This is a genomic window from Streptomyces sp. NBC_01276 (genome assembly GCF_041435355.1).
Classification (GTDB): Bacteria; Actinomycetota; Actinomycetes; order Streptomycetales; family Streptomycetaceae; genus Streptomyces.
The window spans coordinates 19,657-40,343 of sequence record NZ_CP108445.1 but is presented as its reverse complement, the minus strand read 5'-3'; the positions used below and the strand labels follow the sequence as shown (position 1 = coordinate 40,343).

Genomic DNA, 20,687 nt, shown 5'->3' with positions numbered 1-20,687 from the left:
ACCGCCGCCGTCCTCACCGCCACCGGAGCCTTCCTGCTCTACACGGGACTGCACAGCGCTGGAACTCCCCCGTCAGCCAGACAGACCCCGCCCGCGGCGATGCCGGTCCGGAGCCCGCACCCGGCACCCATGCTGTCGCCCGTGCGTTCGCCTGCCCCGCCATCTGCCTCGCCGGCAGCGCAGGCCGGAACAGACACCGCGGCCTCCCCGTCAGCCCACGTGCCGGCGTCGTCCGGCAGCGCGCCGAACAGTGGCCCAGCCCCTCGCTTTCAGCAGCTGCCGCCGCCCGGATCCGGACCCGCGGCCGACCCGCTCATCCAGCAGGCCCTCGACCAGGCCAGCAGCCCGGACCTCCCGGCCGCCGACGAGCGGCTGCTGCTCGGACTCGGCCGTACGGCCTGGCTGGCCGAGACCTCCAGCTACAGCCAGGTCCGCATCCAGGCCGCCACCGCCCGCCAGGACGGCACCCCCTCCCGCGCGGTGGTCCGGCTGGTCTGGGCGGGCGCCGACCGAGCCGGGACCCTCCTCGACGGCCGCCCCGCCGCCGTCCACTTCACCCAGACCGGAGACGGATCATGGAACCGCACCACCTGACGGCCTCCGGGGCCTTCAGCTTCGGCGCTGACCTTCTTGACGCCCTCGCGGCCGTCACCGACTGGACGCTGGCCAACCTCTGGTGGCTTGCCCTGATCGCGGCCGCGGTGCTGGCCGGCTGGGAGGCCCTGCAACAGCGCCTGGCCGCCGAGGCCCTCAGCCGCCGGACGTACATGGAACTCGTCCCCACCGCCCAGTTCGATCCGAGCGCGGAGCAGATCTGGCGTCAGGGCATGCAGCTGGTCCGCGCCGCCGGCTCCGGCCCGTGGTGGACGCCGCGGCGGGCCCGGACGCTGCGGCTGCGGCTGCGCGCCGACGGCCACAGGTCCCTCGCCTACCGCATCGAAGCCCCCGCCTCCGCCCGCGCGCTGCTCGCCCAGACCCCCTACGGGGCCCGGGTCCAGGTCAAGGCCGCGGATCCGGTCGCCGACAAGCGGCGCGAGCACACGGTACGGGCGGTGCTGACCCTGCACGGAGAACCCGGGTCACGTCTGCGCGAGGTCCCTCTGGACCCCGATCCGCTCCAGCCGCTGCTCGATGCGGTCGCCGACCTGAACGCCGAGCTGGGCGACCTCGCCGAGGTGTGCGTCGACCTGGCCCCCGCCTCACGCTGGCGACTTGCCGTGTACCGCTTCCACACCGTGCAGCGGGCCCGGGAGAAGTCCCGCCGTGAGGCGCAGCGCGAAGCGCGCTGGCTCGTCCGTCAGCCCGCCGAGAGCCTGCCCGCCTCCGTGGGCCGGCTCCTGGACCCGGCCGAATGGCGCGGCACGCCCCGGGGCCAGATGGTGATGTCACCTCAGCCCCGGCGCGTCGACCGCGACGCAGTCCTCGGCAAGCTCGCCCACTCCCCCGGCCTGGTGCGCGTGCAGGTCCTGGTGCGGTGCGCGTCCGACACGGCCGGGCGGGCGGAGCAGCGTCTGGCCCGGATCGGGGCGGCCATGGACGTGTACGCGGGAGCGTCCCGGCTGGCCGGGCAGGGATGGGCACTGGGACCGCTGAGGATCGGCCCAGACCGGTGGCCGTGGCGCGACCGCTTCGATGCCCGGTGGGCGAGCGGTCTGCTGCGCCCGGCGCGAAGGGGGTGGGCTCACATCGAGGAGCTGGCGGGACTCCTGAAGCCGCCCACCGTCACCGCGCGGGTGAGCCTGCTGGAAAGCGACATGCCGACCTATGCACCCGGTGCGGACCTGCTGCCCCAGGGCTGGCACCGGGGGCCCGACGGCCGCGAGCGGCTGCTGGCCACCCACGAGGACGACACCCTCTTCGAAATCCAGTCCGGCAAGGCCGGATGGGGCAAAACCATGCGCGCCCAGGTCCACGCCGTCGCCAGCGCCCACAACGGGCGGGGGCTCGCGTTCGTGGACCCGCACGGCGACTCCTTCGCCGACGTCGCCCGCTACCTCGCCCACGACCACCTCATCGACCGGGTCGCGCTGTTCGACCTGACCATCCGCGCCGACACGGACCTCCTGTCCTGCTGGAACCTGCTGGACATGAGTGCCCAGCAGCCGCCGCACGAGGTGACCGCCGCGGTCGTCGGGGCGTTCGCCGGGGCGCTGGGCTGGGGGGACGTCACCGCGCCCCGCGCGCTCACCATCATGACGAAGGCGATCGAGGCTCTCGTCGCCGTCAACACCAGGGCCGTCGCCGCCCAGAGGCCCGAGCAGCAAGCAACGGTGTTCCAGGTCCGGGCGCTGCTGACCGACCCGGCCTTCCGTCAACTCGTGGTGGCCACACTGGACGCAGAAGCGAGGAAGTGGTGGACCGGGAGCTTTCCCGACCTTCCCCGTGATGCGCTGGCGACGGTCCTCAACCCTCTGGAGCGGCTCGGCGCGAGTCCGGTGGTACGGGCCTTCCTCGGATGCCCGGTCAGCGCCTACGACATCCGCCGGGCCATGGACGAGGGCCAGGTGCTGTGGATCTGCCCGCCCGGCACCGGGCCCACCAACTCGCTGCTCATCTCCCTCATCGTCCACGACTTCCTGCGCGCCGGTCTCTCCCGCCGCGACCTGCCCGAGAACCGGCGGCGGCCATTCCGTTTCTACCTGGACGAGATGATCTCCCTCGACCACGGCGAATCGGACGTCCTCGCCCAGATCACCGAGCAACTGCGCAAGTTCGGCTGCCGGATGCACGGCATGACACAGCTCATGCACCGCCTCAGCCCCTCCACCCGCGCCGCCCTGATGCAGAACGCCTCCTGCCTGTCCACGACGGCCGGGTCCGTGGAGGCCATCACACAGATCACCTCCCAGTGGCCGGACACGGTCACCCCCCGCGACATCGCTTCACTGCCCAGGTGGCGGCACTACGCCAGCTTCACCGTCGCCGGCAGGCGGATCGGACCCGTCGCGGTCCGGGGCCCCGAGCTGCGTGAAGTATTCGGCGACCGCGCCCGGCCGGCTCACATCGGGGCGCTGCGCAAAGCCGCACACACCGCCACCTCAGCACTGCCTCTCAGGGAACGGACCGCGCTCGCTCTCGCCCAGGAGGACGCCGTCCGCACCTACCTCACCGGCAGCACACCGACCGACCGCAAGACCACAGGAGAGACGTACGCATGACCACCGCGACCAGGATCCAGCCCTCCACTGAAGACACCCACGCGCACCGGGCCCTCGCTCTGCTTGCTCAGCACCGGCTGCTGACTACCACCCAGCTCCACCAGATGCTCACTCCCCGCTCTGACGCACGCAGGATCCACCGCGTCCTCGTACCGCTCCGCGAGCAGGGCCTGATCAACCACACCACCCTGGGATCCAGCAGCCGCCTCCAAGCGCATTTCCTCACCCCGGACGGTATTGCGATGGTCACGGACTGGCCTGAGCTGCGCGGACGCACCGCCACGCCCATCGTCTCGGCGGCCGCCGCCTCACTGCGTGCCGCACACACTCTCACCGGTGTTCGCGCCCACCTCGCCTTCCTTGCCGACGCCCGCGCCCGCGGCGACGAGTACGAGCCCCTGGACTGGATGCCCGAGGTCACCCACCGCCTCCCCGACACGGGCGGCGAGGACCGGCTCATCGCCGACGCCGTCTTCCACTACACCGCCACCAGCCCCCGGCGCCTGCAGTACCGGGCCTTCGTGGAGATCGACCGCACCACCATGAGCAGCGAACGCCTGGCCCGCAAGCTCATCAGCTACGCCCGCTTCCACGACTACACCCCCCAGTCGCCTGGGCGCCGGGGCACCGTCGCCGACCAGGGCTCCCTGCTCGCCTGGCAGCGTCTCTACCCGCGCTTTCCCCGGATCCTGTTCGTCCTCACCGGTGCCTCCCGCACCACGCTCGCCGCCCGGATCCAGGACCTGCGCAGCATGACCGCCGACCACGACCTCGTCACCCGACTCGCCGCCCACGTCCCCCTCGGCGCCGCCGTCCTCGAAGACATCGAGGAGCACGGACCGCAGGCCGCCGTCTGGACCCCACTGGCCGGTGACGCCGAACCCCGTGGCTGGACCCAGCTGTGAACGTTATTGCGTGGGGGAGGCAGTGGTGAGCAAACCGGTGAGCGGCGAACCCGACGATTACGGAAGCAAAGAACCAGCCAGAGGGATGGAATCCGGCCACGCTGGCGGCAGGCCCGCCGGGGCAGCCGTCATCCGACAGCCGAGGCGTAAGGCTGCACGTCAGAAGGCTTTCCGCATATGACTTTTCGACAATGCTGGGCAAAGCATGACAGTCGGGAACGTGAGCCTCAAGAACCCCGTAGGAGCTGAGGCGTTGTCATCGTAAGGTGCCCAGTACGACGCACCGCTATGAAATAAACACGTTGCACAAGCGATGAGACGGCGCGGCCGGGCTGTTCTGCACGCCCGCCCGCCGAGGTGACCACCGGGGAGATCTCCGTGACAACGGCACGACAGCACTACACCCGCACCGCTCACCGCCGGCTGCTCGCAGCCGCCGCCATCACCGCGACCGTCGCGGTCCTCACGGCTGGCTGCGGCAACGACGGCGGTGACAACAAAGCGGCCTCTGCGAGCCCCAGGGTTACTTCGTCTTCGCCGAGTCCTTCGGTCAGTCCAGTGGACACCGATAAGACAGAGGTACAGACGGCCTACGACCGGTACTGGCGCGTCCTCACTGAGGCCTACGCGAAGTCGGACTCGGCGGGCACGGGCCTGAAGGATGTGGCGAGCGGTTCCGCGTACGCCCAGACGGAGGCCGGTCTTGCGGGGCTCCGCAGCGCAGGGCAGGTCGTCATCGGTGAGGCAAAGCACTCTGGAACCTCTGTCATTTTCAAGGACGGCCAGAAGCTGAAAACTGCGGTGATCACCGACTGCGTTGATGTCGCTCAGTGGAAGCCTGTCGACAAGCAGACCGGCACTGAAGCCCCGCTCCCCCAGACGCGTCTCGTGCGGTATGTCACTGAGCTCACCGCCGAGAAATGGCCCACCGGCTGGGTCGTCATCGAGGAGAAGATCCCGGGACAGGCATGCTGAGAGGTGGTGTCGGTACCGTGCTGGGCGCTTTTGCCCTTGCTGTCGGAGTGGTGCCCGCAGCCCTCGCGGATACCGGCGTGGGCAGGTGTGCCGACAACAGGTTCTGCGTGGAAGTCGGTGTGCCAGCTGTACCCGGAGGCGGCGTGGGAAGAGGCCCTTCGGACGGGGGGAACAGCGGGGCCGGGGGGAGCAGGCCATCAGCCGGGCACATCAGCGACTGGACGGACGATCCGAGCTGCGCAGTTCGTCGGCTAGAACCGCAGCCGCCCGCGGGCAGTGCTCTATGGCAGGGGCACAGCCCAGGTGACGGCGCGATCTACGTCAACCCATGCCTGGGCGCCGGCCCTGACGGCATCAAGAATATGGACATCGCGGGATCAGCATTTTGGTCGCAGAACGCCCCGGCCCCGGCTGTCGATCCGGCTGTCCTGGCGCAACGGGCGGTCGACAGCATGCTCTTGGAAGGTCCGGCGGTCGTCAGCCCGAGGGCTGCGGGCACCTACACGGTGGGCGTGCCTGTGTGGATGTGGGTGAGCCAGAGCCAGACGACGTGGGGGCCCAACTCGGCGTCTGCGTCGGCAGGCGGGATCACCGTCACCGCGACGGCCAGGGTGTCGCGGGTGGTGTGGAGCATGGGTGACGGATCGAGCGTGACCTGTACCGGTCCCGGCACCCCGTATGCGGCTTCGCGCGGTATGGCGGAGTCACCGGACTGCGGCCACCGCTACAAGGCGACGTCGGCCCGCAGCCCCGGCGGCAAGTACCAGGGCACCGCGACGTCCACCTGGAGCATCGACTGGGCAGTGACCGGTGGCGGGCAGACCGGTCAGCTGACCGAGGTCCGCCAGTCGGCGTTCACGGTCGCCGTCGGAGAGCTTCAGGTCGTCGGCCAGTAGCAGGCCCGGCAGCGACAACACTTCCTTCCCATTCTGGAGGCACTGCACGTGAGCACCACCACCACGCCCACGCCCGGCCGGGCGGCTGTTCCGGGGACCGGAGGGACGGGCGGGCCGGGGAATCCGGCGGCCGCGCCGCGCGTCGTGCGTCAGCGGCGCCGCCGGCCGGGCCTGATCGCCCTGTCCGTTGCCCTCATCGCGGCCGGGGGGTTGTCGGGCGCGCTTCTGTTCACCGCGTCCGGGCAGCGGTCCGCCGTGCTGGTGGTAGCGCGGGATGTGCCGGTGGGCACCGCTGTCACCGAGGCAGACCTTGCTCCCGCGTCTCTGGCGCTGGATCCGGCGGTCAAGGCCGTCCCCGTCGCGCGGAAGGGCGAGATGGTCGGCAAGCGCGCCGCCGTCGCCTTGGCGGCCGGCTCCCTTCTGTCCCCCGCGCAGGTCACTTCGTCTTCGCTGGTCCAGGCGGGTGAGCAGTTGGTGGGTGTGGCGCTGAAACCCTCGCAGCTTCCCGCGAGCCGGCTGAGCCCGGGGCAGAAGGTGCTGATCGTGTCGACGCCGGATCCGGCGCAGGCGGCCGCAGCCGCGGCCGGAGGCAAGGCGGGTGAGCCGGCCGGGGCTCCCAAGACGCTGGCCGCGACGGTGGTTGCCGTCGGTGAGGCGGCTCCGGCAACGGGGGTGGCGACGGTGGACGTTGCGGTACCCGCCGCCGATGGCCCCACGCTGGCCGCGCGCGCGGCGACCGGCGCGGTCGCTTTGATCGTCGCGGCGCAGGGCGGCAGCTGATGACGGTGATCGCGCTTGCGGGCGGGCTTGGTGCGCCCGGAGTGACCACGGCCGCGATGGCGCTGCTGATGACGTGGCCGCAGCCGGAAGGGCATCGGGTGATCCTGGCGGAGGCGGACCCGGACGGTGGGGCGATCCTGCCCGGCGCCTTGCAGGGCACCCTCGACAACGCCCACGGCCTGCGGAATCTGGCGGTGGCGGGGCGCCAGGGGCAGCTCGGTGAGGCGTTCTGGCGGCAGCTCGTGGACATCACCGACGCGGGGACCCGCGACCGGCTGGTGCTGCCGGGCCTCTACGATCCCGCGCACGCCTCCGCGATGGAGCCGGTGTGGAAGCCGCTCGCCGGGCTGTTCTCGGGCATCGAGGAGCACGGGCACGACGTGCTGATCGACCTCGGCAGGCGCGGCGCGTTCGGCCCGTCCTCCGTCCTCGCGCAGCGCGCCGACGCTCTGGTGCTGGTCGCCCGGAACACTCTGCGCGGGCTGCAGAGCGCCCAGGTCCGCCTGGACGCATTGCGTGAGCAGCTCGGCACCAGCACCGAAATCGGCATGTTCCTCATCGACAGCGGTCCGTTCTCCAAGGAGGAGGTCCGCGCGAACCTGGGTGTCACGGTGACCGCGGTGCTGCCGTGGCGGCCGAAGGAAGCCGCGGTGCTGTCCGACGGGGCGGAGCAGCCGCGCCGGTTCGAGTCGGGCGAGCTCATGAGGGCGGCCCGTTCGGCCGCTCTGCGGGTGCAGGAGCTGGTGGCGATCCGCCGCTCCCGCCTGGCCCCGCGGCCACCCGCCTCCGGTCTGGGACGGGTGGTGAGCGGTGCGCGCTAACCCTCTCCACAGCAACCCCCAGGTCTCGCTGGAAGCACGCCTCGCGGCCCCGCGCGGTCTCCCCCCGCACCGTATGACTCAGCCTCCCGGGGGAGGGCCGGTGCCCGGCGCGGCCGTACCCGTGGATCCGCGCGCCGGCTTCCCCTCCCAGGCCGTGGCCAGCGCACCGGCCGCCGTGGACTACACGGCGGTCCGGCTGATCAAGAAGGAGGTCGGGGAGCGGCTCACCGAGATGCTGCGCAGCCGGCCGGGCATGAGCCTGGCCGCGCAGGAGCAGCAGGGCCGCCACCTGATCAACGAGCAGGTGGCGGTGTGGTCGGATGCCGAGGCCGTCAAGCGGGGTTTCGCGACGTCGGCCAGTGAGGACGCGGCGACCGCTCAGGCCGTGTTCGACCTCCAGTTCCGGGCCGGTCGTCTCCAGCAGCATCTCGACAACCCGCTGGTCGAGAACATCTTCATCAACGGGCACACGCGCACGTGGCTGGACTTCACCGACGGGCGCCGCGTGGAGGTCGCGCCGGTGGCGGACTCCGACGAGGAGCTGCGTGAACTCCTGCGCGACCTCGCGCGGCGCACGACCGGTCAGAACGAGCGCTCCCTGTCGACGGCGGATCCGTTCCTCGCGCTGCGTCTGGCGGACGGGTCCCGTCTGCAGGCGGTCACCGATGTCACCCCGGGCACGTTCGTGACGATCCGCCGGCACACGATGCGGCATGCGGACCTGCCCGAGCTGGTGGCGCGCGGGATGCTGGACAGCACCCTGGAGTCGTTCCTGCGGGCCTGCGTGCGCGCGGAGAAAAACGTGATGATCGTCGGTGGTCAGGCGGCCGGGAAGACGACGCTGCTGCGGGCGCTCCTTCGGGAGATCGATCCCGACGAGCGGTTCGCGACCCTGGAGACCGAACACGAATTGTTCGCCCACGAGAACGGGTACCACCGCCAGGTCGTGCCGATGGAGGCCCGCGAGTCCAACGGGGAGATGGTCGGCGGGCAGGCCGCCGGCGCGATCTCCCTCATGGACCTGATGTACCGGGCGCTGCGCATGACGCTGACGCGGATCGTCGTCGGTGAGGTCCGCGGCCCCGAGATCGTCGCGATGCTGCAGGCGATGACGAACGGTGCGGGCGGCAACCTGTGCACCCTGCACGCCATCCGTCCCAGCGTCGTGTTCGACCGGATCGCCGAGCTGTATCTCCTCGCGCAGGCCAACATGTCGGAGGCTCTGGCCTACCGGCAGGCCGCGAACGGGCTGCACTTCATCGTGTTCGTGTCCTCCATCGATGAGACCAAGATCGGCGGGCACCGTCATCGTTTCGTCTCCCACGTCCTGGAGGTCACCGGGATCGGCGAGGGCGGGCGCCCGGACACCAACCAGATCTTCGGGCCGCGCCCGGAGTGGGGTGAGCACCGCGGGGTGCCGCTCATGCTCCCCCGCTGCATCAACGACCTGAGGCGCGTGGGCTTCGATCCCGCGCTGCTGTCCGAGCCGGGCGGTGCCTGGCCGGCAGCCCTGCCGCTGATGATCACGGAGGACGTCCGGTGACAACGCTGCTGCTGTGGGTGGTGGCCGGCCTCGCCGTCACCGGCGGCCTGGTGGGACTGGTCGCCGGGGTCATCGGTACCACCACGCCCAAGGGGCCCACGCTGGCCGCCCGGATAAGGGCCGGGCGTCAGCTGGCGGGCCGCGACGAGCAGATGGCCCGCCGTACCCGGCTGGTCGTCGGCGCGGTTGCCGGGATCGTGCTGTGGCTGGTCACAGGCGTGTTCGTGGCGGGAGCGATGCTGCTCCTGGCCGTGACTGGCGTGCCGTGGCTGCTCTCGCCCACGAAGTCCGCGACCGCGCGGATCGCGAAACTGGAGTCGCTCGGAGACTGGACGCAGCGCCTGGCCAACGTGCTCCGCCTCGGGCGGGGCCTGGACGAAGCCCTGCACATCTCCCGCAAGGGCTGCCCGGAGGCCATCGCAGAGGAGGTCGCCGACCTGGTCGACCGGCTCCAGGTGGGATGGCGGCCGACGGACGCCCTGCGCGAGTTCGGTGACGCCCTGAACGATGTGACCGCGGACAAGGTGGTGGCCGCCCTGATCCTGTCGGCCGCCGACCGCGGCCCCGGCCTCGCCCAGGCCCTGGACGACCTCGCCGAGTCCGTCCACGAGGAAGTCGCCCGCAGGCGTGCGATCGAGGCCGACCGGGCCAAGCCACGCACGACGATGCGGTGGATGACGATCATCACCCTCGGCGTCATCGGTGCCGGCTTCCTCATCCCCTCCTACACCGCTCCCTACGGCACCATGCTGGGCCAGCTGGTCCTGGCGGCCCTGCTGGCCGGGTTCGTGGGCGTCCTGGCGATGATGCGGCAGATCGCCGACACCAAGCCCGTTCCCCGCTTCCTGATCACCGACCCCCGCAGCGCCGTCTCCCCCGCCCCCCTCCCCGACGACGAACCCACAGCCGGGGCCGGGGCAACGAGTGCGGAGGTGACCGCATGATGCCGGTAGCCGCGATCCTGTCCGGCGCGGCCATCGGAGCCGGCTGCGCACTCCTGGTCCGCGAAGTCCTGCGCCCCGCGCCCGCGCTCGGGCCCGCGCTGCGCCGCCTCAACCAGCCCGCACCGCCCCCGCGCCCCGACGGCGAGAGCGCCGACCGCGACGAGCGGTGGGGACAGTGGCTCGTCGAGCGGATGACGGACGTACCCGGCGTACGGATCCCCTACAAGGACCTCGCCCTGACCGGCACCACCCCCGCCCGGTTCATGCTGACCAAGGTCGCCCTGGCCGGCGGAGGGCTGCTGCTGCCACCGCTGTCCACCATCCCGCTGCTGCTCCTCGGCGTGCCGCTCTACCTGCCCGCGATCGTCGGGATCCTGGCCGCGGTCGTGCTCTGGTTCGCCCCCGACCTCGCCACCCGGGACAAAGCCAAACGCGCCCGCAGCGAGTTCGCGCACGCCATGGCCGCCTACCTCGACCTCGTCGCGCTGCGCCGGGCCGGGAACGTCTCCGCCGAGCAGGCCATGGAACAGGCCGCCCAGGTCGGCGAAGGCTGGGCCTTCCAGCGGATCCGGGGAGCGCTGGCGCAGTCCCGGGTCGACAAGGTCGCGCACTGGGAATCCCTGGCCCGTCTGACCGCAGAACTCGACCTGCCCGTCCTGGACGACCTCGCCGCGATCATGCGGCAGTCCGCCGACGACGGCGCCTCCGTCTACTCCACCCTCCGCTCCCGCGCAAAGAACCTGCGCACCGAGCTCCTGGCCGATCAGGCAGCAGAAGCCAACTCCAACAGCGAGAAGATGACCGCCCCCGGCGCGCTCCTCGCCGTCCTGGTCATGCTGCTGATCGCCTTCCCCGCCATCATCCGCATGCTCACCACCTGACCCACGCAAGGGAATCCCACATGACGAAGCTGGCCATCCGCCTGTCCCTCGCCGCCAAAGCCCACTGGGAGAAGATCCAGGCCCACAGCCGCGGCGACCAGGACCGGGGCGACATCTCCATCACGACGATCATCATCTGGACTGCTGCCGTTGCCGGTGCTCTCGCCATCGCCGGGACGATCGCGGTCGTCGTCGTCAAGTACCAGGGCAAGCTCAGCGGGATCTGACAGGCCCGGCGGACGCGAGCAGGCGGCGAAGGGGATGCGGTGAAGAGCACGGCGGGCAATGACTCGCAGAAGGCCGAGGCGGGGCAGGCGGATCCGGAACGGGCCGAGGGCCGAGTCCGGCGCCCCTGGGACCGGGGGGAGGCATCGATCCAGATGGCGATCGTGTTCCCGTTCGTCATCCTGATCACCGTCGCTGTGGTCCAGGCGTCCATGTGGGTCTTCGCCCGGAACATCGCGCTCACCGCCGCCCGTGAAGGGGTCGCCGCAGCCCGCACCTACCAGGCCCCGGAAGGCGCGGGCGCGGCCCGAGCCCGGGAAACCCTGGACCGCATCGCCGGTGACAGCCTCGGGCAGGCCACGGTCAGCACCTCGGGCAGCACCGCCACCGAGGTCCGCGTCACCGTCACCGGACAAGCCCCCTCACTGATTCCGGGCCTGTCCGGACTGAGCGTGTCCCAGTCGGCCGGTGCCCCACGCGAACGGTGGACAACCCCATGACCCACCACCTGCCGCCGGCCACCACGAGCTGGAGCCGCCTGGGCACACGGCTGCGCGAGGACCGGGGCAGCGAGTCCATCGCGGCCGCGATCGTCACCCCGCTGCTGCTGATGCTGCTCTGCCTGGCCATCGCGGGCGGACGCATCGTCACCTCCGGCGCGAAGATCGACGCCGCCGCCGAGGACGCCGCCCGCGCCGCCTCCATCTCCCGCACCTACTCAGGCGCCCAAGCCGAAGCATCCGGAGCTGCCGCGCGCTCCCTCGCCGACCAGGGCATCCACTGCACCTCGACCCACACCAGCGTCGACGCCTCCGGGCTGGCCGTACCGCTCGGCGACGTCGGCACCGTGACAGTCACCATCTCCTGCACCGTGCCCCTGTCCGACCTACTGATCCCCGGCATCCCCGGATCCAAGACACTGACCAGCACTTTCACCTCGGTAGTGGACGCCTACCGCTCCCGGGAGGGATAACCACATGCCCACACCGGACCCCGCCACCGCCCCGCCCGCCCCCGGCCTGTCCCCGGCCCCCGCCGCACCGCGGCGGCGGGTACGGCGGAGCCTGCGCGACGACGAAGGCGGCATCGCGATCTATACCGCGATCGTCACCGTGGCCCTGCTGGGCATCATCGGCCTGGCCATCGACGGCAGCGGGAAACTCCGCGCCACCGAACGCGCCGACGCCATCGCCATGGAGGCCGCCCGCGCCGCAGGGCAGGCCATCGACCCCGCCGCCGCGATCACCGGCCAGCAGGTCCGTGCCGACCCCGCGGCCGCGCAGGCCGCAGCCCAGGCCTACCTCGCACGCGCCGGCACCCGCGGCAGCACTGCCCTGTCCGGGGACGGAACCGAGCTCACCGTGACCGTCCACGACACCTACAACACGAAATTCCTCGCGGTCGCCGGGATCGGGTCCATGAACGTGACCGGCCACGGCACCGCCCGCCTCCTGCACGGCATCACCCAACCCCAGTAGCCCGCTTCGCCCGCGCACGAAGGACCCGCCCATGAGCCAGCCCACCCCCGGCCCCGCCCCCCGGCCCCGCCCCGGGCGCGGGCGCGCCCAGACGGCGGCCGCCCTCGTGCGCGGCCTGCTCTCCCTGACCATCCTCGCCGCCCTCCTGGCCGGCCTGCCGATCCTGCTGTGGTGGGCCACCACCCAGGTAGGACCGCCCGGCACCACCGCACTGGCGAACCTGCTGTCCACCGACGACTCCGGACAGGTCTTCCTGCTGCTCCTCGCCGCCGCCGGCTGGATCGGCTGGGGCCTGTTCGCCATCGCGGTCCTGCTGGAGATCCCCGCCCAGCTGCGCGGCCGCAGCGCCCCGCACATCCGGGGCCTGGTAGGGCAGCGGGCCGCCGCAACGCTGGTCGGGGCCGTCCTGCTGGCCCTGCCCGCCGGAACTGCCCTTGCTGTGCCCGCCGCACCCGCCCAGGCCGCGCCGGTGAGTGCCAGCGCGACCCCCGTACCCGGCACGGACGCCAACGCGGCCACGGCCGCGGGTGCCGCAGCGGCCGAGAGCGCGGGGGCCGGGGTGGTGACGCACACGGTGCGGGATGTCCGGCCGGCCGAGAGCCTGTGGTCGATCGCCGAGACCGCGATGGGGAACGGATCGCGGTGGGAGGAGATCGCCGCCCTCAACGAGGGCCACGTGATGGCCGACGGTGCGGTCTTCCGTGCCGACCAGCCGATCCAGCCTGGATGGGTCCTCACCCTCCCCCGCGATGCCGCCCTACCCGCGCCCACAAACCTCCGCGCCCAGGGCGAGCACGGCAACGCTGTCGCCACTGAAGCCGCAGGGACGCAGTACACCGTCCGCGCGGGAGAGAGCCTCTCCTCCATCGCCCACGAGCACCTCGGCAGCCCCGACCGGTACCCAGAGGTGTTCGAGCTGAACAAGGGCACGCCTCTGCCCGGCGGCGGGACGTTCACCGACCCGAACCTGATCTACCCCGGCCAGCAACTCACCCTCCCCCCGGCTCTCACTCCTGCATCGCCGCAGTTCCCGTCCGGCAACGACACCACCCCGCCCGCTGCACCGGCGTCACCCGCTCCCACCGTCAAGCCCGCCACCCCGTCGGCGGTGACACCCACCCCCGGCCCCACGGCGATCGCTTCGGCACCGAGCCCGGCAACCGCGAACACCACGACGCTGGCCCCCACCGCCAGCCCGAACCCCGGCCAGGTCCCCAAGCAGGCCACGCCGCCATCCGCGGCCAGCCCGGCCGCCTCCCCGGCCACCACAGCCGCCACCACCGCGGCGCCGGACACAGCCGAGGGCGCCGCGACCTCGCACCGGGTGAACTGGGCGCTGGTCGCCGGGATCGGTACGCTGCTCGCCGCCTCCCTCGCCGGAGCGCTCGGAGTACGGCGGATCCTGCAGCAGCGGGCCCGCCGCGCGGGCGAGACCATCGCCCAGGACGACGATCCCACCAACGTCGAGCAGGTTCTCGCCGCGGTCGCCGAACCAGAGGGCGTAGAGCTCCTCGACCGCGTCCTGCGCGCCCTCGCCCACCATGCCGCCGCCGACCACAGGGATCTGCCCGCGCTGCGCGGCGCACGGCTCTCCGCCGAGGGCGTGGCGCTGCTGCTGGACGAACCCGCCGACCCTGTCACCCCGTTCACCGCCGGCCCGGACAGCCGCACCTGGGTCCTCGACAACGAGGCCGTCCTCCCCCGCGCCGACGACCTCGCCGACGTCCACGCCCCGTATCCCGGCCTGGTCACGCTCGGCGCCGACGACACCGGTCTGCTGCTGGCCGACCTCACCACCTGCCGGATCCTGCTTCTGGACGGCAGCCCCGAGGAGGTCCTCGAAGTCGCCCGCGCCCTGGCCCTGGAGCTCGGGACGAGCGGGTGGACCGACTATGCAGAGATCCTGACCGCCGGACTCGGCAGCCGCCTGTCCGGACTCCTCCCGCAGGGCCGGATCCGCACCATGCCCCACCTGGCGGCCGTCGCCACCGACCTCGGTGAACTCCTCGTGGAAGCCCACCAGTCCGGGGAGCAGGTCCTGCCCTGGCTGATGATCGGCGCTGGCGACCACACCGAGCAGGACCTCGCCCTCCTCGCCGACGCCATCGCCTCCGCCCGCGACCTGAAGACTGCTGTCGTCCTGCCCGCCACCCCCCATGCCCGCCTGGTGTTCCCGCACGCGGAGATCCTCGACGCCGCACGCGACCAGGACGGCGTCCTGGCCTCGCTGGAGACACCGGTCACCCTGCAGCGCGTGAGCGACGAGCAGTACCGGCAGTACGTCCACGCCCTGCAGGTCGCCGTCCAGGACGCCGAGCCGGCCACCGGGGCATGGGAGTTCGCCGAGAGCCACCAGCAGCCGGCCGCCTCGGGGCTGCCCCTAAGCGTGCACGTCACCAGCGACGACGCCCAGGACCCGGGCAACCCATTCCCCTCACTCCTCGCCAGCCCCACAGGAACAGCCACCACCGACACCGCGGACTCCGAAGCCAAGGCCGAGGACGACGCTGCCGCCGGTGACACCGGTGGCCGTGAGGAAAGGGAGCAGAGCCCAGCCGCCGCGCCCGTGCCCGCGCCGCTCCTCCAGCAGACAGCCGGCCACAACCCCGGTACACGCCCGCAGCCGGGCCCGGCCGGAGCCGAGGCCACCGCCGACTCGGTCCGTATCGACATGCTCGGCACGCTGCGCATCACCGGCGGTACGGGATCCGCCCACGCACCACGCACCACCGCCGTCGCCGCCCTCATCCACCTCCGCCCCGGACGCAGCGCCGACTATCTGTGCACGGCCATCGACCCCGTCACCCCCTGGTCGGTCCGCACCCTGCAGTCACGCCTCTCCGAACTCCGCGCCGAAATCGGCACCACCCCGGACGGGCTCCCCCTGCTGCCCCGGCCCAAGAACGGCGCCTACACCTTCCACCCCTCGGTTACCTCCGACTGGCAGGAATTCCAGGACCTGGCCTCCCACGGACTCGCAGCCGGCCCGCAGACCGGCATCGCCTACCTCGAAGCGGCCATGGCCCTCGTACGCGGAAAGCCCTTCGACGGCCGCACCCTGCCCTGGGCCGACGCCGTCACCCAGGAAATGCTGTCCCGGATCACCGACACCGCCCACACCCTCGCCCGCTGGCACACCGACGGCGACACCCCCGACCTCGACGCCGCCCGCCGCACCGTCCTCCACGCCCTCGACATCGAGGAAACCTCCGAGGTCCTCTACCGCGACCTCCTGCACATCGAATGGGCCGCCGACAACCACCACGCCATCCGCAAAACGGTCGCCCGCCTCCAGCAGATGGCCCGCACCTACGACATCACCCTCGACGGCCCCACCGAAGACACGATCGACCGCGTCCTCACACCCCGCGCCGCCCTCACCAAAACTCCCTGACCCGTCACGACATGCACGTGGGGGCCTGCCGACGCAGGCCCCCACAACAGGCTCGGAAGAGATCAGATCAACGCCGCTACCGCATGCCGGGCAGCAGCCAGAACCTCCGCACGGGCCGCGGCCTCCCCTGCCGGCGGCCGGGTCATCCACTCCAGTCGCACCTCGGCGACTGCCGCACACACCGCGCGCACCTCCGCGGCCATCCCCTCAGGGAGAGCAGACCGATCAGGTCCCGTCACCAGCACCGGCCCGTAGAAGCCGTACGAGATCTCCATCCCCCGCCACTGCGACGCCAGCACCCAGGCAGCCAGGTTCATGGGCAGCCCCTCAGCTGCCCCATTGCCGTGCACATGAAGGTGCGCCTTCCGGTGGTAGATCGCCCGGTCCGCAGGGCCGCCAACCACCTCCCTCACCTGAGCCGAGCATGCTGCATCGTCATCCGCCCACGGCAGTACGACGACCGCCCCATCTACGTCGATCCGTAGCGCTGTCCCCACGGTGACCTCCATGTCAACAACTCCTTTGCCTGAGTCCCTCAGCTGGCGGGATTCGTCATCTGCGGCGCTCACCGGCCGCTCCCAGTACCATCCTCGGTCTCGCGGCCGGTGAGCTGATTGGCAAGCCGCTTCACCTTCCGGCGGACTTGCTCGCCGACCTTCTCCGGCTTCAGGAAGCCGGCGATTCGAGCGGCTTCGGGCCAGCTTGCGACCCCTGGACGGCTGCGTGCGATGGCCACCACGCGCTCTTCCTCGGTGAGGTTCTTCAGGATCTCGATCAGGCGTAGGTCGTTGAATCCCTCGAAGCCGCTGTCGGCGGCGGGCTGCCCGGAGAGCACGTCGTACAGCCCGCGCCGCTGCACACGGCGCTGGCTTTGCGTTCTCGGTGCGCGTACCGAATCCCGCCTCGCCCCGGCCTCGGGTACTGGCCGTGCGACTGATCAGAAGAGCTGGAGTTCCTCGTCGCCTGTTGGTTCGGCGTCCTCGAACATCGGCAGCAGCAGATCCGAACCCGTCGGGATGAGGCGACCTGAGGCGATGCAGGAGATCGGTGGAAGGCCGTGGCGGCGGTTCTGGGGGCCCGGCGGGTCGTGCCGGGCCAGGTGACGGGTGTCCGGGCTCACGGCGACGGAGCGACGGCAGGCAGGGCAGGCGATACGCAGCCAAGAGGGCATGGCGAAGTTCCCTTCGTCGAAGGCAGGTTGAAGAGGTACGTCCCCGAGAACCGGGGTGTGTTTGGAGAGTAGGAGCGCCGACTGGACCTGGCGACGGCCATGTGCAAAAGCCGACACAGGCGCGTTGTCGCAGGTGAAAGGCAGTTCCAGGCACCGCGAGGTAGAGCAGGGTCGAGATAGGTCGAGAACGCTCTAGAACGCTCTAAGCCGCCGCAGTAGGGGATGACCAGATCGCGACCTCGGGCGGTCGCCGCCACACACGGAGCAGGTTTCGGGCACGACGAAGATCCTTTCCATGGCGGCCTAGCGGTGGATCGGCCGGATTCGGCCTGCTGAATGGAGAGTAGAGCGTGGCGCTGAACCGGGTCGAACAGCTCCTCCGGAACCCGCCATGAGCGCTGTTTGCGCTGATGGATTCCCTTGTGGAGCCGATCTGTTCTGGTCGGACGGCGAACTGTGGCTAACCAGGGGGCAACCATGACTAACTACGCCGACCAACCCCACGGCGGGATTGGCTGGTTCTCCCTGCCTGACGGGAGTGTGGCAGAGCGGCCACGCAAGGCGAAGCGGCTCGGACTTGTCCCGGCCACGCATTCGGCGCGGCATCCAGCAGGCTTCCGCGTGGAACCGCACGGAACCGCACGGAACCGCATGGAACCGCACGGAACCGCACGGAACCGCGTCACGGCAGGCGCCGGGAACATGTCTGGTTAGGGCTGCCTGGCAGTAGGGGGGGCGGGCCCCTCGTTACATGTGCCGTTGCCCCGGCGATGGCCGAGTCGTTCCGCGCGAGGGTCGGAGACGAGCGACGGTCCGCGATGCGGCGTGTGCTACATCGCCTGAGCCCACAGAATCAGCAACGTCACCGCCCCGGCGCCGAGCTTGAAGGCGGCGCCCTGGAGGGCGGACTGCCCGGCGCTGTGAAGAAGTCGGCTGAGTGCGCTCTTCGGCGCTGGCGGGGTGTTTTTAGGCATGGCGGAGATCCCTTCGGTGAAGGCGTGGCTGTGACTGGGATACGGGCCGGATCCGGCCTGGTGCAGCGAGAGTAGGGCTCGGCCGCCGAGGGCATCGGGCACAGCCATCGGAAGTCGCCAGCAGCACTGCATGGCCCCTGACCAGGGGATGAGGGCGCGAGAACGTAGTCAGGGTGTAGCCAGAGCGTAGTGAGAATGCGCGCCGAAATGGCCGGTTCGTGACTCTGTGGGCACGTACTCCACTCAGCAGCCGTTTTCAGGCACGACGAAGTCCCCTTTCAGTGGATATGGAAGTGATCGGAGCTGCCGGATCCGGCTCGGCATCTGGAGAGTAGGGCCAGTAAGCCAGCGACCAAAGGACGCGTGACGAAAACTGCCACGGGCAACGTTCCACCTGGTCAAGTCGGTGCTGTCTCCCGAGAATGGGCACTCAATCGCACTCAATGTCACTCAAGGCAAGATGACGCAAGGTAAGTCGGTTGGCGGTTTGGCTTGTTCTGTTTGCCTGAGGGGAGTCTGGCACGGCGATCCGCCGCGGCGAAGCGCCCTGGAGTGAGGCTGCGGGGACTCCGGGTTCCACGAGCCCGGGTGATGCTCTCCTTCAGATGTGGGGCAAGTTGCACCCACTCGTCGTTCGTAAGGTCACCCCGCCCTGCGGCCGACACAGGTATACCGGTCAATGATCAAGCGGGGGCCACACGGGGCCCGATAGACCAAGACCCCCCGCACGTCTGGCGTACGGGGGCTCCGGTTCTACGGCTGGGTCAGGCTTCAGTGCCGATGGCCTTGCGGGCCGCCTTCTTGGCGGCTTCCACGCGTCGCTGGACCTTGATGATCTCCGCCTCGATCGCCTCGGCCTGGTCCAGGACTGCGGCAGGGTTCTCTTGGACCAACTGCTCGATGCGCTTGGGCGCGAGCACCTTGTAGGCGTCAGCGAAGGCCAGGCGGCTCGCCGCGTCGGCGGCCGTAGCGGGCGCAGGGGGTGCCGGCTGCGGGGCGGGGGTCTCTGCGGGGGGCAGAAGTCCGAGGTCACGTGCTGCCGTGGTCAGGGAGGCCGCGGACAGTTTGCCGGTGTCCTTGGCGGCCTGGAGTACCAGGCCGGCCGCTTCCGGATCGGCCTTGTACAGGGGAGCCAGGACAGCGGCTTGAGAGGCCACCACGGGGGTTGAGGTCTCCTCGATGAGCGGGGCCAGCACCCGGATGTCGTTGGCCGCCCCGATCAGGTCGTACACGTACTGCCGCTTGACGCCCAACGACTCGGCGTAATCCCCGACGGTTAGGCCGCGGTGCTCATGGGCACGCCGGTCGAGCAGCAGCTGCAGCAGTTCCCCCTTGAGGACGCTGCCCCGCATCTTGGCGAGCTGGAAGCTGCGGACTTCCGCGCGGTCCGCGTCCCAGTAGGCCGCTTCAAGGGTCTCGACCTGCTTGGCCTCGTCCATCCCCTCCAGGGCGGACGTCTCGAACGAGGGCGGCATCAGGGCCGGAGCGGCGACAGTGGGGACCTCGGCCGGCTGGAACTGTGCAGGCAGGGCTGGATCCCGGTTCGCGTCGGCCGCCCGCGGGACGCGGCTCGCACGCTGAGTGGTCTCGGCCTCCAGGCTTGCGATCCCCTGGGCGACAAGGTTCTTCTTGCTCATTCGGCCACCCCTGCAGCGGAGAGGATGTCGTCGTACGCCTTCATGAGCGCAGCCGCTTCTTTGCCCGTCTGGGTGGTGATCGGGACCTTGGCGAAGCGGGTCTGCTGGCGGATCGAGTAGCGGGGGATGGCGAGGTCGTCGCGGTAGAGGGGGCCGTAGGTGTCCGCGAGGAACTTCCCGATGGCGTCGCCGAGGGTGCTTTTGCCGCCGGGCACGATGCTGGGCACAATGCCGACCACTTGAAGGCTGGGGTTGTAGGTCTCCTGGACCTGCCGAATCGTGTCGAGTGCTTCGCGGGCGCCGATCCGGCCGTCCTCGTCGAGCGTGGCGGGGATGACCACGTGGGTGGCTGCCGTCAGTCCTGCGACGACCAGCTTGCCGCCAGCGCGGGGCGGAAGGTCTATCACCGCAAGGTCCTTGTCCTTCACGACCCCGTCCAGGCCGTTCCGCAGCCGGAACTCGATGCCGGTGGACTGGTCCGTCTCGCGGTGGGCAAGGGCCCGCTCGGCGGCCAGGACGCGGATGCCCGACCAGGCCTCGGAGGCCTCCAGCAGGACGTCGGCTGCCAGACCCTTTTCGCCCTTGGGGTCAGCTGCCAGGAGGTCGTTGAGGCTGCACGGCAGCGCCTCGGGGTCGAGACCTAGTTCAGAGGTGAGGGTGCCACGAGGGTCCAAGTCCGTGGCGTATACGGTCCCGATTTTGCCGGCGAGGGCGCGGCGGCGGGCCGTTGCGGCCATGCCTGCGGCCAGCGCGCTTTTCCCCACCCCGCCCTTCTCGCTGTACGACGCTACGCGCTTGCCTGACATGCCCGCCCTCTCTGAAAATCCCATGGTGTATGGCCCGCAGCGTACCCTCTGGCTTCACGTGGCCCGGCGCCGGATTTGGAGTGTCAGAATTTTCTGACA

General features: G+C 70.8%; 21 protein-coding genes. 15 read left to right on the top strand and 6 right to left on the bottom strand.

The window, feature by feature from the left end:
• Positions 1-219: 219 nt before the first annotated feature.
• The 4 genes from OG295_RS41765 to OG295_RS41750 all read left to right on the top strand — a co-directional run bounded on the left by OG295_RS41765 (position 220) and on the right by OG295_RS41750 (position 5,038).
• Positions 220-594 (top strand): hypothetical protein, encoded by a 375-nt coding sequence (locus tag OG295_RS41765; RefSeq protein WP_331726227.1) that lies wholly within the window; start codon positions 220-222, stop codon positions 592-594.
• Positions 576-3,158 (top strand): ATP/GTP-binding protein, encoded by a 2,583-nt coding sequence (locus tag OG295_RS41760; RefSeq protein WP_331726225.1) that lies wholly within the window; start codon positions 576-578, stop codon positions 3,156-3,158. Before OG295_RS41765 ends, OG295_RS41760 begins: the two co-directional genes overlap by 19 nt.
• A complete protein-coding gene (locus OG295_RS41755) occupies positions 3,155-4,063 on the top strand; it encodes a replication-relaxation family protein (RefSeq protein WP_331726223.1) in 909 nt (302 codons plus the stop codon). Before OG295_RS41760 ends, OG295_RS41755 begins: the two co-directional genes overlap by 4 nt.
• A gap of 378 nt (positions 4,064-4,441) precedes the next feature.
• Positions 4,442-5,038, top strand: a complete 597-nt coding sequence (locus OG295_RS41750; protein WP_371681579.1) for a hypothetical protein — start codon at positions 4,442-4,444, stop codon at positions 5,036-5,038.
• A 499-nt stretch (positions 5,039-5,537) separates the two neighbouring features.
• On the opposite strand, the gene OG295_RS41745 is transcribed toward OG295_RS41750, so the two are convergent.
• A complete protein-coding gene (locus OG295_RS41745; RefSeq protein ID WP_359995136.1) occupies positions 5,538-5,672 on the bottom strand; it encodes a hypothetical protein in 135 nt (44 codons plus the stop codon).
• Between the two features lie 61 nt (positions 5,673-5,733).
• On the opposite strand from OG295_RS41745, the gene OG295_RS41740 reads away from it, so the two are divergent.
• Genes OG295_RS41740 through OG295_RS41690 form a run of 11 tightly spaced genes read left to right on the top strand, consistent with a single transcriptional unit; the run spans position 5,734 to position 16,000 of the window.
• On the top strand, positions 5,734-5,934 hold the full coding sequence (locus OG295_RS41740) for a hypothetical protein (protein ID WP_285529519.1): 201 nt from the start codon (positions 5,734-5,736) through the stop codon (positions 5,932-5,934).
• A 48-nt stretch (positions 5,935-5,982) separates the two neighbouring features.
• Positions 5,983-6,714, top strand: a complete 732-nt coding sequence (locus tag OG295_RS41735; protein ID WP_371681578.1) for an SAF domain-containing protein — start codon at positions 5,983-5,985, stop codon at positions 6,712-6,714.
• A gap of 41 nt (positions 6,715-6,755) precedes the next feature.
• Positions 6,756-7,535 carry a hypothetical protein gene (locus OG295_RS41730; protein ID WP_371681577.1) on the top strand — a complete coding sequence of 260 codons (780 nt, stop codon included), beginning with the start codon at positions 6,756-6,758 and terminating at the stop codon, positions 7,533-7,535.
• Positions 7,525-9,078 (top strand): CpaF family protein, encoded by a 1,554-nt coding sequence (locus tag OG295_RS41725; RefSeq protein ID WP_371681576.1) that lies wholly within the window; start codon positions 7,525-7,527, stop codon positions 9,076-9,078. Before OG295_RS41730 ends, OG295_RS41725 begins: the two co-directional genes overlap by 11 nt.
• Positions 9,075-10,022, top strand: a complete 948-nt coding sequence (locus OG295_RS41720; protein WP_331726209.1) for a type II secretion system F family protein — start codon at positions 9,075-9,077, stop codon at positions 10,020-10,022. Before OG295_RS41725 ends, OG295_RS41720 begins: the two co-directional genes overlap by 4 nt.
• Positions 10,019-10,903, top strand: coding sequence for a type II secretion system F family protein (locus OG295_RS41715; protein ID WP_331726207.1), 885 nt, complete (start codon positions 10,019-10,021; stop codon positions 10,901-10,903). Before OG295_RS41720 ends, OG295_RS41715 begins: the two co-directional genes overlap by 4 nt.
• 20 nt (positions 10,904-10,923) lie before the next feature.
• Positions 10,924-11,130, top strand: coding sequence for a hypothetical protein (locus OG295_RS41710; protein WP_331726205.1), 207 nt, complete (start codon positions 10,924-10,926; stop codon positions 11,128-11,130).
• Between the two features lie 39 nt (positions 11,131-11,169).
• Positions 11,170-11,628 carry a TadE family protein gene (locus tag OG295_RS41705; RefSeq protein WP_331726203.1) on the top strand — a complete coding sequence of 153 codons (459 nt, stop codon included), beginning with the start codon at positions 11,170-11,172 and terminating at the stop codon, positions 11,626-11,628.
• Positions 11,625-12,101 (top strand): TadE/TadG family type IV pilus assembly protein, encoded by a 477-nt coding sequence (locus OG295_RS41700; protein WP_331726201.1) that lies wholly within the window; start codon positions 11,625-11,627, stop codon positions 12,099-12,101. The genes OG295_RS41705 and OG295_RS41700 overlap by 4 nt, the downstream gene beginning before the upstream one ends.
• A gap of 4 nt (positions 12,102-12,105) precedes the next feature.
• Complete coding sequence (locus OG295_RS41695) at positions 12,106-12,606, top strand: pilus assembly protein TadG-related protein (RefSeq protein ID WP_331726199.1); 501 nt, start codon at positions 12,106-12,108, stop codon at positions 12,604-12,606.
• 31 nt (positions 12,607-12,637) lie between these two features.
• A complete protein-coding gene (locus OG295_RS41690) occupies positions 12,638-16,000 on the top strand; it encodes a LysM peptidoglycan-binding domain-containing protein (protein WP_371681575.1) in 3,363 nt (1,120 codons plus the stop codon).
• A 62-nt stretch (positions 16,001-16,062) separates the two neighbouring features.
• Here OG295_RS41690 and OG295_RS41685 read toward each other — a convergent pair whose 3' ends face one another.
• The 5 genes from OG295_RS41685 to OG295_RS41665 form a co-directional block, all read right to left on the bottom strand.
• Positions 16,063-16,509, bottom strand: coding sequence for a hypothetical protein (locus OG295_RS41685; RefSeq protein WP_331726195.1), 447 nt, complete (start codon positions 16,507-16,509; stop codon positions 16,063-16,065).
• Between the two features lie 56 nt (positions 16,510-16,565).
• Positions 16,566-16,859, bottom strand: coding sequence for a hypothetical protein (locus OG295_RS41680; RefSeq protein ID WP_331726193.1), 294 nt, complete (start codon positions 16,857-16,859; stop codon positions 16,566-16,568).
• A 78-nt stretch (positions 16,860-16,937) separates the two neighbouring features.
• On the bottom strand, positions 16,938-17,171 hold the full coding sequence (locus OG295_RS41675) for a hypothetical protein (RefSeq protein WP_331726191.1): 234 nt from the start codon (positions 17,169-17,171) through the stop codon (positions 16,938-16,940).
• A 1,738-nt stretch (positions 17,172-18,909) separates the two neighbouring features.
• On the bottom strand, positions 18,910-19,782 hold the full coding sequence (locus OG295_RS41670; protein ID WP_331726186.1) for a hypothetical protein: 873 nt from the start codon (positions 19,780-19,782) through the stop codon (positions 18,910-18,912).
• Positions 19,779-20,588 carry a ParA family protein gene (locus tag OG295_RS41665; RefSeq protein WP_331726184.1) on the bottom strand — a complete coding sequence of 270 codons (810 nt, stop codon included), beginning with the start codon at positions 20,586-20,588 and terminating at the stop codon, positions 19,779-19,781. The genes OG295_RS41670 and OG295_RS41665 overlap by 4 nt, the downstream gene beginning before the upstream one ends.
• Between the last annotated feature and the right edge of the window lie 99 nt (positions 20,589-20,687).